This window comes from Allorhodopirellula solitaria, from assembly GCF_007859855.1.
Lineage (GTDB): Bacteria > Planctomycetota > Planctomycetia > Pirellulales > Pirellulaceae > Rhodopirellula > Rhodopirellula solitaria.
Genome location: NZ_SJPK01000009.1, coordinates 34,796 through 50,306, shown reverse-complemented (window position 1 = coordinate 50,306; position 15,511 = coordinate 34,796). Strand labels below are relative to the sequence as shown.

Annotated in this window: 12 protein-coding genes; 9 read left to right on the top strand and 3 right to left on the bottom strand. The window is 59.8% G+C overall.

All coding sequences use genetic code 11. From position 1 onward, the window contains the following. Positions 1 to 285: 285 nt before the first annotated feature. Genes CA85_RS16500 through truB form a run of 3 tightly spaced genes read left to right on the top strand, consistent with a single transcriptional unit; the run spans position 286 to position 2,841 of the window. Positions 286 to 561 carry a ferredoxin family protein gene (locus CA85_RS16500; protein WP_146392478.1) on the top strand — a complete coding sequence of 92 codons (276 nt, stop codon included), beginning with the start codon at positions 286 to 288 and terminating at the stop codon, positions 559 to 561. Positions 562 to 568: 7 nt separating this feature from the next. After that, positions 569 to 1,759 (top strand): lysylphosphatidylglycerol synthase transmembrane domain-containing protein, encoded by a 1,191-nt coding sequence (locus tag CA85_RS16495; protein WP_146392477.1) that lies wholly within the window; start codon positions 569 to 571, stop codon positions 1,757 to 1,759. Beyond that, the gene (gene truB / locus CA85_RS16490; RefSeq protein ID WP_146392475.1) at positions 1,756 to 2,841 is read left to right on the top strand and encodes a tRNA pseudouridine(55) synthase TruB; all 1,086 of its coding nucleotides are present in this window, start codon (positions 1,756 to 1,758) and stop codon (positions 2,839 to 2,841) included. Before CA85_RS16495 ends, truB begins: the two co-directional genes overlap by 4 nt. A 51-nt stretch (positions 2,842 to 2,892) precedes the next feature. Here the strand turns inward: truB and CA85_RS16485 are convergent, their stop codons facing one another. From CA85_RS16485 to CA85_RS16480, 3 genes are all read right to left on the bottom strand, one after another. Next, positions 2,893 to 4,092 (bottom strand): DUF1559 domain-containing protein, encoded by a 1,200-nt coding sequence (locus CA85_RS16485; protein WP_146392473.1) that lies wholly within the window; start codon positions 4,090 to 4,092, stop codon positions 2,893 to 2,895. A 142-nt stretch (positions 4,093 to 4,234) separates the two neighbouring features. Continuing rightward, positions 4,235 to 4,390: a hypothetical protein gene (locus CA85_RS25005; protein ID WP_186775001.1), complete on the bottom strand. Its 156-nt coding sequence runs from the start codon at positions 4,388 to 4,390 to the stop codon at positions 4,235 to 4,237. 399 nt (positions 4,391 to 4,789) lie between these two features. Next, positions 4,790 to 7,729 (bottom strand): ABC transporter permease, encoded by a 2,940-nt coding sequence (locus CA85_RS16480; RefSeq protein ID WP_146392471.1) that lies wholly within the window; start codon positions 7,727 to 7,729, stop codon positions 4,790 to 4,792. Between the two features lie 325 nt (positions 7,730 to 8,054). On the opposite strand from CA85_RS16480, the gene CA85_RS16475 reads away from it, so the two are divergent. The 6 genes from CA85_RS16475 to CA85_RS16450 all read left to right on the top strand — a co-directional run bounded on the left by CA85_RS16475 (position 8,055) and on the right by CA85_RS16450 (position 15,341). Continuing rightward, on the top strand, positions 8,055 to 8,813 hold the full coding sequence (locus CA85_RS16475) for an ABC transporter ATP-binding protein (protein WP_146392468.1): 759 nt from the start codon (positions 8,055 to 8,057) through the stop codon (positions 8,811 to 8,813). Then, a complete protein-coding gene (locus tag CA85_RS16470; RefSeq protein ID WP_146392466.1) occupies positions 8,810 to 11,620 on the top strand; it encodes an ABC transporter permease in 2,811 nt (936 codons plus the stop codon). The genes CA85_RS16475 and CA85_RS16470 overlap by 4 nt, the downstream gene beginning before the upstream one ends. Positions 11,621 to 11,903: 283 nt before the next feature. Further along, the gene (locus CA85_RS16465; protein ID WP_146392464.1) at positions 11,904 to 12,689 is read left to right on the top strand and encodes an ABC transporter ATP-binding protein; all 786 of its coding nucleotides are present in this window, start codon (positions 11,904 to 11,906) and stop codon (positions 12,687 to 12,689) included. 328 nt (positions 12,690 to 13,017) lie between these two features. Continuing rightward, a complete protein-coding gene (locus CA85_RS16460) occupies positions 13,018 to 14,100 on the top strand; it encodes a DUF1559 family PulG-like putative transporter (protein ID WP_146392462.1) in 1,083 nt (360 codons plus the stop codon). A 30-nt stretch (positions 14,101 to 14,130) separates the two neighbouring features. Further along, positions 14,131 to 14,772, top strand: a complete 642-nt coding sequence (locus tag CA85_RS16455) for a PepSY-associated TM helix domain-containing protein (protein ID WP_146392461.1) — start codon at positions 14,131 to 14,133, stop codon at positions 14,770 to 14,772. Positions 14,773 to 14,801: 29 nt separating this feature from the next. Next, positions 14,802 to 15,341 (top strand): DUF2271 domain-containing protein, encoded by a 540-nt coding sequence (locus CA85_RS16450; RefSeq protein WP_146392459.1) that lies wholly within the window; start codon positions 14,802 to 14,804, stop codon positions 15,339 to 15,341. Positions 15,342 to 15,511 lie beyond the last annotated feature (170 nt).

Here is a 15,511-nt window from a genome sequence, read left to right as displayed (position 1 = left end):
GAAGGCGTTTTCAGAAAGAAGAGGTGCGCCGATAGGACACATGGAAATAAGTTGAGATTTTCGCTGTTGGCCGGTTGGCTGGAAACTGCCGAATAGGCAAAATGGGGTGCCAGCGATTGAGTGAGTTCGTCGAAATGTCGCTAAAAGTGTCGTGCCTGAGATCGTTTTTTTGCGAAGTTCCAACTTCGACATGGTCGATACTCGATGGGTTGCTCGTCACCATGCTGCTCCGACGGACAGCGAGATCGCAACTGTTTTTTCAAAATAAGCAAAGGTAACCAAGTTATGCACGTCGTCGCCGAACCCTGCTCGGGATGCAAGTACACCGATTGCGTCGTCGTTTGTCCTGTGGAGTGTTTCTACGAGGGTGAGCAGATGCTGTATATCCACCCTGAGGAATGCATTGACTGTGAAGCCTGCGTTCCTGAGTGCCCGGTCGAAGCGATCTTCCACGAAGATAATCTACCTGAAGAATGGCAGAACTATATCGAAATCAATGCCACCGAGTCAGAAAATTGTGAAGTGATCACCGAGAAGAAAGAGCCGTTGGCCGATAATTAGTTCCACTGTGCGTTGGCTTGCGTGGATCAAACGTGCTGTTTTCCTACTCGTCGTGATCGGATTGATCAGTGCGGCGAGTCAAGCGGCCCAGCGATGGCACGCCGAAACGGCTGCCTTGACGGCCGAGGCGGAGCGGTTGCGAAGGGAGGCTGCGTCGGAGCCCGATCCCGTGCTCGCGGCGGCTCTACGGCAAGACGCTCAGCGGCATGAGTCAGCGATTCCAGGCTGGGGCAACGTCCGTTGGGGCTACGCCGCGTTGGCTGGGTTGATGTATGCCGCGGGTCTGGTGCCACCCGGATGGGTGCTCCACCGGGGATTGCAGGCGCTCTCGGTTCCCTGCTCGCGCCGCCGCGCGGTCGCCGCCCAATTGCTGGGACATGCCGGCAAGTACATTCCTGGCAAGGCCATGGTGGTGTTTTTACGTGTCGGGGCGATTCTGCCGAAATCGAGTTCCGCTGTTGCGGCGAGTTCTGACGTCGGGCCGAGTTCCGCTGGCGAGGCCCTGCACGCCCACACTACCTCGCTGGATCCTCGTGGGCAGGCCCCCGTTTCCACGCGGCCGATCGGCCGCGTGGCGAGCTGCGTGTTTTTTGAAACGCTGTTGATGATGGGGGTGGGCGGCGCCGTCGCAGGCCTGTTGTTGTGGCGTTCCCCGTTACCGGACTGGGTGCGTCTGATCGCAGCAGCGATGGCGATTGGGTCCTTGATCCCGCTCTGTCCGCCGCTGCTTCGTCGCCTGCTCGCCTTCATTGCGGCTCGCCGCAAAATCAAGCCCGATCAGAATCCGGCCGCGCGTGAGGAAACGTTCTCGCCCGATTCAATCACGTGGTCGTTGCTCATCCAGTGCTGGGGGCTGTCGCTCATCTCCTGGGCACTCATTGGTGGCGCGTTCGCCTTGCTGATCGCATCGATACCGTCGTTCGAGCCCCTGCCCGCTGCGAGCGAACTCGCAGCGGTCGCTACCGCAGCGATCTCACTCGGCATGGTGTTGGGGTTCGCCTCGCTTCTGCCGGGCGGCGCGGGTGTGCGTGAATACGTCACCCTGTTGGTCCTCACGCCGGTCATTGGGTCGACCCACGCTCTGCTCGCGGTGATCGCCGCTCGGCTCATGTTTATCATCGTCGAAGCGTTGATGGCGGGCCTCTCGGCGGCCTATCTTCGCCATCTCCATTACCTGCAACCCCTTGGGGAAGGATGACCTCAGCTCAATCGAACGCAGTCACGCATGGGTTTGGTTTTCTTCCCTACGCGAAACCGCACGGCATGACATCTCGCGAGCTCGTCAATCGAGTGCAGCGTCGCCTGCGCCGGGAACAGAACAATCGAAAGCTCAAAGTGGGGCACACCGGCACGTTGGATCCTCTGGCCGACGGGCTGGTGGTGATCGCCGTCGGTGCTGCGGCTCGATTGACACCTTGGTTGCTCCAGCACTCCAAGCGTTATGTCGCCCGCTTTGAATTCGGCGTCAGCAGCGTGTCGGGGGACCTGGAGGAACCCGTCACCGCACTGCCCAATGCACCGCGCCCCAGTCTCGAAGAAATCGAATCCGTCTGCGCGCAGATGCATGGGTGGCTCGATCAAGTCCCGCCCACCCATTCCGCGATCTGGGTTGACGGTGAGCGGGCGCACCTACGGGTTCGGCGGGGCGAGCAAGTCGAGATGCCCACCCGGCGAGTTTGGATCGATTCGATCGACGTACTCAAGTACGACTATCCGCACCTCGATGTCGATGTGCGTTGCGGATCAGGCACGTATCTGCGCTCACTCGGGATGGACATCGCCGCCCGCTGTCAAAACGTCGCCGTGATGACTCGTTTGACTCGTACCGAAGTCGGCCCCTTCCAACTCGCCGGCGCGGTGCCAGCGGTGCCGCCGGATGATCCACCCCCGGGTAACCCCGCGCAGCTCGCCGAGGGACTGACACCGATGGAAGGGACCGCGGAGCTGCAAAACAGTATTCAGGCTCCCGTCACTGGGCTGGCTCATGTGCCGTCGATGCCACTTTCTCCCGACGATGTAATACGGGTCCGGCATGGGATACGCATTGGTGGTGAGCCGCAGCAACCGCAGCAAACGGAGCTCGATCAAGAGAATGTGCAGGAGCAGTCGCTGCACTGTTCCGAGGGCTCCGGCCTGCCTCCGGATGAGTGCATGGCCGTGGACGCTGGCGGCGATCTTGTCGCCATTCTGCGACGCAAGCAAGGCCGCTGGGCACCCTACCGAGTCTTCGCCGAGTCCCGGCATTCCGTTGATGCAACAAAAAAAGCCGCCCGAACGTGAACCTCACATTCGGGCGGCTGACTCGGCTGTTGCTGCTACGCGGTGCGCCGTTTACTGATCCAGCTGAGCGGTCTCGCGAGAGGCCCGCGTGCCGAGTGCTCCCCACAGACCGAAGCTGCTTTGGGCACCCGAGTGGCCTGGCGTTGCCTGTTGGTTGCCCGACTCGATGCTGTCGGTGATGAATCGAACGGCACCGTCACCCATCAGCACGTGAGCACCCCCTTGGTGACGGCTCGACGCAGAGGAGATTCCCTGCGAGGCGTCACCGCCGCGGAAACAACTCAAGCTGTTGGGCGGCTTGATCGTTTGGAAGGCGGTGTACTGGATCCGGCCATCGGCCCAGCGTCCTCCACGGATCTGGTTGCCCCCACCCACGCTAGCGCTCTGCAGCCAGAACTGAGGCCGCGTTGGGTCGACCTGGTCGTCACAGGCCGCTGGGTTGGTGGTGATCAAATCAGGACCATTGAGCACGAACTCCGAGATGATCTCACGTCCACCGAGGATGGTCGCAATTTCGCCCATCGCAATGGTTCCCGAAAGGCCATCCAAGCAGTCGCGAAAGCGGGTAGTGTGCCGGCACCAGAACAAACCGCGGTTACGGCCCTGTGCCTGTTGAGCCCGGTTGTTGTTATTGCTCCCACCGCCGCGACGCATACTGCACTCGTCATGATCGAGCGGATCGGTCGCGTCATAAATGCCGCTTTCGTTTTTGCCGCCGCTATGCACCAGCTCGATCACGTCGCCGACGCAGACCGCGTAGTTGCAACGACCGAGTGCCGGCAGACCACGTCCGGGATCACTCGGGCAACGCAGCATCGGCAGTTCGGTCATCCACGGCTGGTAATACGTTTGCCAAGGGCCGGGGCCCATCGGAGGGCTGTCAGGGGGGTACGCGAGGACACCGTCACCATTGCGATCGTAGGGATTGGAAATGGTCTGCCACAGAGCTTGCTGCTCGAGGAACGGAGTCAACCCGACCTGGGCACTGATGTAGAGGCGGTTGCATACCTGCGAGTCGTTGGTGTGCGTCCGCGTGTTGCCCGTCATGTGTTGCGGCAACTGGTCATACGCCGAATGATAGTTATGTATCGCCAAACCAATCTGTTTGAAGTTGTTACTGCAACTCATCCGTCGCGCTGCCTCGCGGGCAGCTTGGACGGCGGGCAACAAGAGCCCCACCAGGACGCCGATGATCGCGATGACCACCAAGAGTTCGACCAGCGTGAACGCTGATCTAGAATACCGTTTCATCAAACTGAACCTTCGTAGAAAAGAAAAAAGTAGCGTTTAATCACTGCGCAGCGGCGCCCTCATCGAGAACCGAAACGAAGTGACTCTGAAGAACAAATGCGAGTCGAATCCGACTCGCCGATGATGGATCGAGCGGCGTCGATCAGTCCGGTGCCGGGCCGTCCATCTCGTTGACATAGGCTTCTTGCTCAGCCTGTTGCTCAGTCGTCATCCCTGAATCGTCGACGACCGTAGATTGGTCGCTACCGCAACCGACACAGAAAATCGCCAGAGCGGAAAGGAAAAAGAACTTTGTCATGTAAAACCTGCATGAATCGATGAGAAGAAATCTGGACAGCGAGAGTTCGCTGTGTCCAGCCATGCTCGAATCAGCTCCGCGTCTGGCGTCTGATTCCGTTTCATCGGGTGTCGTTGAAACCACTCAAGAAACTTAGCCAAACCGCGAGCAGATTGTCGCACTTACACTGTTTTAGCGGGTTGTGGGCCCGCGTCAGGTTTAGCCAGTGTTGGGATGTTTCACATTAAGGGGTTGCCAGGGGCTTGTCAACAAAAAAATGGCGTTTTTGTGAATCCTGTTCCCGGCTAGGCGCATCAACGGCCGGGGCGCATCGGCGGGGAGAGCATCCGTGGCTGGGAGGAACGCTCGTTACCGAATCCGTCGCCGTGGTTGAGCAACCGTGTTCGGGTTGCCCAGGTTTTACTGTGACGCGCGTCCTGCCTGCAGCAATTCGAGTGGCTCGGCGCGACCGATCTTGATCGCTGGCCAGAGACCGGCCAACAGGCAAAGCCCCACTGTGATGGCAAACCCTATGGAGAGCTGTGCCCATGGGATCGTGAACGAGGGTGGCCCCGCAAACCAGCCACCGAACTGTGCCATGCCGACCCCGCACCAACCGGCGGTGAGACCGAAGAGCAGGCTCAGCACGCAGGCGGCGATCGCGATCAGTACGGTCTCAGCGACAACCAATCGCACCAATTGCCCCCGCGTCACACCCACCGAACGCATCACACCGAACTCCCACGTCCGTGAACGGACCGATGCGATGACCGTGTTGGCAACAGCGAGCGACATGATTACCAACGTCACCAGGGGCAGGTAACTCATCCCCCAAATCATGTCATCGGCCCGCATCTCGATCGCCTTGCGAACGGTCTCCGACGCCGTCATGCGGGCGAAGGGACGGTAGGCCTTGATCTCTCCGACGCCGGTGGCGGTGAAAGATTCTCCAGCATGCCGTTCGGCGATCGACTGAAATTCAGCTTCCACAGCAGTCAGGTCCGCATGCGGTTTTAAATTCAACCAGAAGAATTCGGTGCGTCCGAGATGAAAGTCTTTGTGAACCTGTTCCCGGTTGGCAAAGATCAATGCTCCTGTCCGTACGAAGTGTCGTCGCACCCCCGAGAACTTGGTTACCCACTGCCAACCCGGCAATGAGACGATGCCAGCGATTCGGTAGCCCACTCGCTCACTATCGGCGGACGGTGGGATCATCGTGATCTCATCGCCGATGCCACGCCCTGTCGCCATGGAAAAGTCCTGCGAGACCACGCAGGCATTGCCTCGCGCAAGAGCAGCGATCGCCGATTCCCGATCTCCCTCGACAAATTCGACGGGCAGCATGGGATCGTCCGCTGCCCAGGCCGCTTGCGGATCGAGTCCGCAGATCACGCCGTTGTCGCCAAACTTCAGCCGGCTCGGCTGCTCGCTTTCCCCCCAATCGAATTTGGCCTGTTCGATTGCCAGTGGCATGACTTGCTCGGGTTCGACGCCGTCGACTTGCTCAATCAAAGGCTCGTCTGCCTTCTCCAGTCCAACGGGATGGAACGCAACAATCGCATCGGGCAACCAGTCGCCGGGGGTGAACGGCTTGAGCATGGAGTAGCCCCACGTTTGGGTTGAGGCATACAGGCCGAGACCCACCGACAGTGCCAACGTCGCGCTGACAGACCGCCACAGATTACTCGACAACTGCGTTTTCATCATGCGTCGGTCGAGCTTTAGCACGCTGTTCAATAGGGGTGCGAAGACACGTTCGCAGATCACCACGACCGCGGGAGCCAATAAAATCATTCCCAGCAACAGGACGGGATAGGTGACGAAGGCATAGCACCATTTTCGCCACGCGTCCGACATGGGAATCACGAACACACACAGCGGCGTGGCCGCCGACAAGACGATTCCGACCATACCCATCACCACCCATTTCCCCGCGTGCGGCGTGGTTACCGGCGCGGACATCGCATCGAGTGGTTCGATCCGCATCGCCCGCCAAGCCGGCAAGATCGCTGCTCCGAGTGCCCCGATCAATACGGTCAACCCCGTCAAGAGAACACAGCCCCACCCCAGCACTGCACCGGAGCTGAACAGTCCTGGCAGCACCCTGCTGCCGACGATCACCATCAACCACCCTGCCAATAATCCCGCCAACCATCCAATCGCAGCCAACAGCACGCTCTCAATCGCGATAATGCCTGCGATCTGCGTTCGTGTCAGGGCGACAGCACGCATCATCGCCAGTTCGCGGGCCCGTTCGCTCACCCCCATGCTCAATGTTGAAAAGATAATAAAGATGGCCGCCAGAGATGCCATGCCGGTAGCTGCCCAAGCCTGGGATTGCTGGCCCGATACCGAGCGGGTCGACTCCATCCCACCGCGGACGGCGGCAAAATCGACGATCTTGAGAGGCGGTCGATTCGACGCCAATTTCTCCTGCCAAACTTGGCGAAACTGGTCGGTCGAGACGGTATGGCGAACGGCAACCTGCAGCACCTGGGGCTGGGACGCGTAGCCGTTGATCTGCGCGGCAATCGAGGGGCGGACATAGATCGCGTTGGTCGCGACGCCTTGGACGAACCCGCTTGGGAGCCCCAGCTGAGTTCCGCCCGCCTCCGCAGCCGGCTTTACCGGGGGGCGTTCTTTGGAGGCTCGGTCGGGATCACGGCCAGCTCGTTTCGCAGCGTCCGGCTGGCCACCGCCGCCGCCGCCACGGCCCTCGCTCAGCGATGGTGTTTCGGGAGCTTGCTCAACCAATCCAACGACTTGCAAGCGAACCTGGTTGGCTAGAGCCGTGACGAGCAGTTCGTCACCGACGGCGACCCCCATCTCCTCGGCCACGTCGGCGCCCACCACCACGAACAGCGACTCAGGATCCGTTCCCAACCACTCACCGCTAACGATTTCATAGGGTGGGTCACTGGCGGGAGTGCTGACCAGGGTGGGGTCGATCGGCGGGGCCCCGTTGACGGGCGGGCGATTGCCCACGAGCAACCCCAGTGATGATGCAGGTTCGCGCGGCTCCGAGTCGGGCTGCACACGGTTGACGGAAACTCGCGAATTGCTGATCGGATTGACTTCGAGTACTCCCGCGTCGAGCCGCAAGCTCGCGATCAGTGATTCGTCGATCGGGGGTGTGGGGGATCCCGGAGGGCCGCCCCGAGAGAGAATCAACGCATCATAGCGACCGAGATACTTGCCAGCGTTCTCGTCGAACTGCGACACCAACGCGTCGTAGCCGCTGACGACCCACACAACCGCACACGTCGATGCCACCACACCGAGGGTCGTGATAACCGCGCGTCCCGGATGCAACCGCAGCTGTGACAATACCAACTTGGCAAGGAATCGAAGGTTGGCCATAGGGTCGGGTTTCTCGATGATGATGAAAGTGATTGCCAGGAAGCACATCGGGGGAAATGATTCCGCACAACTCTGGTGAGCCGACCTGCTCACGCAGCATAAAAACTGCGCGACCTCCAAACCGGAGGGGTGGGCGGATCACGGCGTGCCGCATGCAATCGACGCGCCATGGATACGAGAGGCCGCTAACCCACCGGAAATCTACCGATCGGGGTGAATAGGTGACAGCAGCGAGTCGCAATTTCCGCCTCTCGTGGCGGATTTGCCGCCGCCCTCTTTCACCTAGAATCTGTCCCTTTCGTTACTCTCAGAAGCCGGCCAGCCCGTGACCACACCTGACTCCTCTCTTCCACTCGACGTCGATCAGATCGGCAAGTCCTATCGCCAGGGACGGGCGAGCGTTCGCGCTTTGAAAAACGTGAGTCTGTCCGTGGAAGCGGGCGAGTTCGTCGCCATCATGGGCGCCTCGGGGTCGGGCAAGAGCACGCTACTGCACGCGATCGCAGGCCTGATCGATGTCGACGAGGGGCGTGTTGTGATCGCCGGCCAAGACCTTGCCCAGTTCGGTGACGCGGCGCTCACGCGGTTCCGGCGACGCCAACTCGGAATCGTGTTCCAGGCGTACAATTTGATCCCGACGCTCTCGGCCGAGGACAATATTCGGTTGCCCGCTACTGCCAGTGCCGGGCTCGATCGGGAGGTCGATGCCATGCTCGATCGGCTGGGAATGACCGATCGACGGCAACACAAACCTGCCGCACTCTCGGGTGGCGAACAACAACGCGTGGCGATCGCGCGAGCCTTGATCTGCAATCCTGCGATCTTGCTCGCCGATGAGCCGACGGGCAGTCTCGATTCCGTCAGTGGAACGCATCTTTGCCAGTTGTTGCGGGCGATGGTCGATGAGCAAGGACGTTCGATCGTGATGGTCACCCACGAACCCCACGTCGCGATGTGGGCTGATCGAGTCGTGGTGCTCAAGGATGGCGAGAACCTGGCTGAGTTTGCCACTGATGGTCGACGAGATCCTCAATCGCTGGGCAACCGATACCACCAGTCCCTCGATGCGGGGTGTGAACGTTGAAAGTTCTATCGCTCGCGATTTCATTTTTGCGGGAGCGGATTTCGCGAGTGGCCCTGACGACGGTCGCGACCGCCGCTGCAGTGTGCATGGTGATCTGGGTCAGTAGCGGCTATGAGGCCTTGCACCAAACCTACGACGACTACGCAGATCTTGCCCTCGGACGCTATGAGTTAGCAATCGCTCCGATCAGCGCCGCCGATACCGACTTCGTCGCGCCCGAGGTTCTGCCGCAGCTGCGGCGCGACCCAGCGGTGCGGGCGGTGGAACCGATGTGGGCGAATCGCTTTGGTGTCCGCACAGACGCAGCGAGCGCCGGAGACGGAACTTTCAATCCGACCGCAAGCAGCGGCAGTCCCACGCGCGGTCCGGGCACAGGGCCGCTCGCCCGCCTGCCCAGCATGATGTTCCTGGCGCTCGATTCCGATGTTTCGCCCTTTGACATTATCGCAGGCACGTGGATCGATATGTCCGCATCCACTGCACCGCAGGTGGTTTTGCGCCAGGACGTGGCGGCGCAGCGTGGGCTCGACATCGACGACTTCATCACCGTTGAGCTGCCACGCCCGGGGCTCAACGGAGAATCGCAACTCGACTTGCGAGTGGTCGGGATTGTCAGTGCCCCCGCCCTGATGGGAGCGGAAGCAGTGGGCATCCCGATGCTCACTCCGAGCACAGGAGAAGCCTTTATTGCCACGCCTGTCGCCGAACGCATTGCCGGCCGCTCGTCACAAATCAGCTTGCTCGGAGTGGCGGTGAATCCTGACGCGGATATCACCTCGTTTCGCTTCGGCTGGGCACCTCGTCTGAGTGGCTATGCCACGCCTTTGCAGTTCCAAGAAGCGTTTGAGATCGAGGAGGCATTGGACCAAGCGTCGGCCGCAGAGAACGTGAAGTTGCAGACCTATGCAGCGACCGGTGTGGCGATGCTCGTCGCCATGCTGGTCATCTACTGCACGCTGAGCATGGGCGTGTCCGAACGCACACGGCAGTATGCGATTCTTCGCGCCGTCGTTTTCACCCGTCGCCAAATCGGCTGGCTGATCCTGATCGAAGCGTTCGTCTTGGGGACCCTCGGCCTGGTTGCCGGCATCGCGATCGGCTGGATGCTCCTCCAGATCGTCGAATCCGTGTTCGCTGGATTGCTCCACCATGGTGTGGGTTTTGGTGCGAACAGTTTGCTGCTCGCTGGGATCGCTGGCATCGGTGGCGCATTGCTGGCGGCAATCGTTCCCGCCTATCGCGCCATCCGTGTGAAGCCGGTCGATGCGATGGCCCCCCGCCAAGAATCGGTGATGGAGGCATCTATCCACTGGCCACTGGTCACCCTGGCGGTGATCTTGATCTCGGTCACCCCACTGCTCGCACTCGTCATTCCGCTTCATCAGACCAGCATCGCCTGGGCGATGGGAATCGGGTTCGCTTGTGCCGCGTTGGGGTTCATCTTGATCACACCGCCAACGGTGATTCTCATCGATCGCTGGCTCAGCCCCATTTTTTCGCGGGTGTTCCGGATTGATCCCAAGCTCGTCTCTAGCCAAATAACCAGCAACGTATGGCGGGCTGTGGGGGCGTCGTTATCGCTGGCGTTCGGCCTGAGCCTATTCATCGGCATCCAGGTCTGGGGCTTCACCATGCTTCAGGCCTTCATTCCCGGTGATTGGGTCCCCGACGCAATCGTGATGATGGAGCCTGGACTGCCGCCCGACCGAGTCGCTGAGTTTGCAGCGCTCCCCGACGTGGATGCCTCTCGATGCCTACCGCTCGTGGTCGAGCAACCGCGGTTGGCTGGCGATCCCACCGACAGCGCAGCGCGAGCGTCAGTTGTTCGCCAGGACAACGTGGTCATCGTCGGTCTGGATCCGCTAGGAGCCTTTGGTGGCGAGACACCGTTACTCAAATTGGAGTGGACTGCCGGCGATCCAGTGGCGGCCGTGGAGCGAATGAAACAGGGGCACGCCTGCGTGGTGCCGAATCACTTCCTCGTCGAGGCGGGGCTCGAAATAGGCGATACGATCACCTTGGATCCACCGCGGAATGCTGGCCAACGATGCGTGTATGAGATCGTCGGCGGAGTGGAGTTGCCGGGGTGGCACTGGCAGACAAAGCTGACTGGATTGCGGACGCGTACGCATCGTGCTGCCGCCTTGGTGTTTGCTGACTATGAATCGGTCGCCGAGGATTTTGATCTGAACTCCGCCTCGCATATTTGGTTTTCCTGCGATCACGACGATGCTGTCGATTGGACGCAACTCGAACAATCCGCTCAGACTCTCGTGGCATCGCTTCGGTCAGTGGAGGCGAGTCCCGACGGCGAAGCGGCCGGAGACGTCAATGTCGTGCCTGTCCAGCAGATTCGTGACCATTTGGATGGGGCGGCGCGGCGTTGGATCTGGGTGACCAGCTGCGTGCCGCTGACGGCTTTGTTGATCGCCTGCCTGGGCGTATTGAATGTCATGTTGGCCTCCGTTCGGGCCCGCCGGTGGGAGTTCGGTGTGATGCGCGCCATCGGCATCACTCGCTCTGAGCTGACCAGAGCAATCTTGGTGGAAGGAATTCTGATTGCGTTCGTCGCCATCGTACTGAGTCTCGGGTTCGGAATCCTCAGCGGCTGGTTCGGTTGCGTCATGGCCCAACACATTAGTTTTTTTGGTGGCCTGCATCCGCCGCTGATGATTCCATGGTTGCCGATTCTCGGTGCAATCACGCTGGTGTTACTTCTAGGGATTTTGAGCGCCGCTTGGCCCGCAGTATCGATCGGCAGGGCTCGGCCCATGGAACTACTGCAGACGGGCAGTGAAACGGGGTGAACGCATCGGTACACAGGCGTCAGCCCACCGGGCGGATATTTGTCCGCCGGCGGTGGCAATTTCGCCATCGACCTACCCGGAAAACGCCAGCGCCAGCTACGTCGCTCCGAAACGTAAATGCTCGGTATGGGCATGAAAACCGACATTGCGTTGGGTTTCGCTACCCGTGCGGCACCACTGGCTCTTTGAGAAAGGCGGGCCGGTTGAAGCTGGCACGCCCCATGCAAAGAGAGCAAGGGTCTCCCCGACGCACAACCTCGAATCCTACTGGCTGCCGATCTTCATGAACGATACCGCTGCATCGCCTCTCTCCGTCGTCCACGACGTGTCGAAGAATTATCGGCAAGGTAATCGAACGGTGAGTGCGCTTCAAAACGTGGGCTTGACCGTCGACTCGGGTGAGTTTGTGGCAGTGATGGGCGCGAGCGGCTCCGGCAAGAGCACGCTGTTGCACTTGATGAGCGGACTGACGCGGCCGAGTTCCGGCAGCATCACCATCGACGGGCAAGATCTCGCGGGACTCTCCGATCGCAAGCTCACTCATTTTCGCCGTCGCCGAATCGGTTTAATTTTCCAAGCCTTCAACTTGATCCCGTCACTCGACGCTACCGACAATATTCTGTTCCCGCTCTACGCGGCAGGCATCACTCCATCGGACGATGGAGTACTGCAGGAGCTCGCCGAGCAATTGGGGATTGCAGACCGATTGTCGCATCGGCCTGATTCGCTCAGCGGAGGCGAGCAACAGCGAGTAGCGATCGCTCGATCGTTAATCACCCATCCGGCAATCGTTTTTGCCGACGAACCGACCGGCAGTCTGGACTCAGTGACCGGGCAGGCGATCTGTGAATTACTACGGAAGTTGTGTGATCAACAATGTCGCACGATCGTCATGGTGACTCACGAACCGAGCGTGGCTGCATGGGCCGACCGTGTGGTCATTTTGAAGGACGGCCAGATCATCGATCAGTTCGCTACGTCGGAGCATGCCGACCCACAGTCCCTCGCAGCCTACTACCAACAGGTCGTCGGCGCGGAGGAGAGTGTCCTCGCCGAGACGCTCCCGTGATTTCGCCCCTGGCATCGGTTTGATTGAGCATGCACGCATCGGTCGCCAACGATCGGAGCCATGCTAAAAAATCCCCTTTTTCGCCGCGGGGTCGATCCACCCCGTATTTTCTTCCCTACCCCCTACCTGTTGAACTCCTGTCCAGACATACTATTGCAACTGACTCGCAGTAGCGTTCTCGGTCCCTGCTCTCGCCAGCCACAGACATTCGATGGTCTGCTAGCCAGCCACGCCGGTAATCCCTTGAGATCCTGGCGGCCCTCGGCCGCTCTCGATGAATCCTCAATTGCATTGTTCAGCACGTGTGCCTCTAGCCTGAGACTTCGTCATGTCCTTTCTGAAAACCACCCCAATCCAACTGGCCCCTCGCAGCGGGCGCCCGGCCCGACGGCGGTCGCGAAACGCCTTCACGCTCGTCGAACTGTTGGTCGTGATCGCGATCATTGGTGTCCTCGTGGGCTTGCTCCTTCCGGCTGTCCAAGCAGCCCGTGAAGCGGCGCGTTCCATGCAATGTGGCAACAATCTTAAACAGGTTGGACTGGGACTGCACAACTACGCCTCCACCTATAACGGCGCCTTTCCAAACAATGGCTACTCGTGGACGGGCGGCTACCCGAGTGATTACTCACCACTGGCAAAACTGTTGCCTTACCTGGAGCAGGCGCAGCTACAGGAACTCATCGATTTTGATATCTACATGGGGCATCCGGCGTTGGCTGATCTTCCCGCGGAATTGCACCAGGCGGCGGGGACACGCGTGGCGACCTATCTATGCCCCAGCGACGTCAATACAGAACTACACTCTCTGACGATGCCTTCGGGAGCCTCGATCCAGATCGCCGGTTCGAGCTACGCGATGAATCAAGGCAGTGGACTGGATGGCGTTTTCCATCCAGCTGTCAAGTCCGATGGGCTGTGTTGGATTGATGCGAAAGTCAAATTCCGGGACATCCTAGATGGGACTAGTAACACGATCGTTTTCGCCGAAACGATCGTCGGGTCGGGAATTGACACAGCATCTCCCACGCCTGCGATGGATGTGCGTGGATACCGGGCCTCAGCCAATACTGGGATCGACGTCACGCTCGCCGAAGCCGCTGATTCCGGTGGACTCAGTGGAGTCCAGAGCTACATCAGCGGCTGGAGTGGCGATCGCAATCACTACTGGCTGCGTGGCAGCGTTCCCAATGGCCCGGTTATCAACGGCCGCCTGACACCCAATAGCCCGGTTCCGGACCTGGTTTACGGATCTTCGAAGATCACTGCGGCACGTAGCTACCATACCGGAATTGCCAAGGTCGCCCTGGCCGACGGCAGCGTTCGCAACGTCACCGACTCCATCGACCGTGATGTCTGGCACGCGAGCTGGACCCGACACGGCAGTGAAGTCAAAACGGTTTCGTCGGAATAATCCTGGTTCGTTCCTCACGCCAATAGCATCATGCCATCCGCGCCAGCTAACGATCCCGCTGAAGTTGCTCAACGCAAGTATCGCTTGCGAACGATCATCACATGGCACTGGATCAGTTCCGCGATCAGCCTGGTGGGAATGATGCTGTTCGCGATAACGGGAATTACGCTCAACCATGCGTCTCAGATTTCAGCCAAGCCCGATGTTCAAACTCAGTCGGCTGAGTTGCCACCGGATCTGCAGGAGCTTCTCCAAATCGAGCAGCATGAGGACAAAGCCGCCCTGCCTGTGGAGCTAGCCGATTGGCTGGGCGAACGTTTTCAGAAACCGATCGGCCAGCGTCAAGCCGAATGGTCGGAGTACGAAGTCTATCTTTCCATGCCTGGGCCGGGCAGTGATGCCTGGCTGGCAATCGATCGAGAGACAGGATTTGTCGAGTTTGAGCAGACTCAGCGAGGTTGGATTTCCTATTTCAACGATCTGCACAAAGGTCGCAATACCGGGCCGGCGTGGAAATGGGTATTGGACCTGTTTGCGATCGCCACGCTCGTGTTTTGCCTGACAGGACTCTTGTTGCTGATCGAGCATGCTCGCCGCCGGAGCCTCACCTGGCCGCTGGTCGGTCTCGGATTGATCGCACCCTGGTTGGTTGCGATTCTGTTGATTCATTAAACGGAAACCTTATACACGCAGAGAATTGATTGATGAACAAAAAAATCACTACCCTGATCCTCGGCTGCGCGATCGCTGGGATGGCTTGGGCCGATGAGCCAACACCCGATGTGGCAGTCACGATCGAGATTCCCCGGATCGACGTCTCCGAATACCATCGCCCCTACGTGGCTGCGTGGATTCAAGACGAAGATCGCCAAGCCGTCGCCAACCTGAACGTTTGGTACCAGATGACCGAGTCGAGTGAAGGCGCCGGTACGAAGTGGTTGCCGGACCTACGCCAGTGGTGGCGTCGATCGGGACGCAGTCTCGAAATGCCAGTCGATGGGGTGTCCTCTGCAACGCGTCCGGCGGGGAAGCACACTCTGTCCTATTCTAGTAGTGATCCTCGGCTGGCGAAACTCCCGCCCGGAGAATACAGCCTCGTCGTGGAAGCCTCACGCGAAGTCGGCGGCCGTGAACTGCTGACCCTCCCGTTCACATGGCCCGCCAAAGACCTCCAGGAAGAACAGGCCGCAGGCAAGAAAGAACTGGGCGAAGTCACCCTCACGATCCAGCCAACCCACTGACGCATCGATGCGACCGCACTTTTTGAATTGCTAAGCAGTTGTGGGTAGGTCGTTTTGGATAACCCGATGAGCCGATGGACGTTAGTCCCGGTTTTCCCACGCTAAATGCGAAGCGTTTTGAAAACCGGGGCTAACGCCCACCGGCTGATGCACCCAACAATTTTTCACAC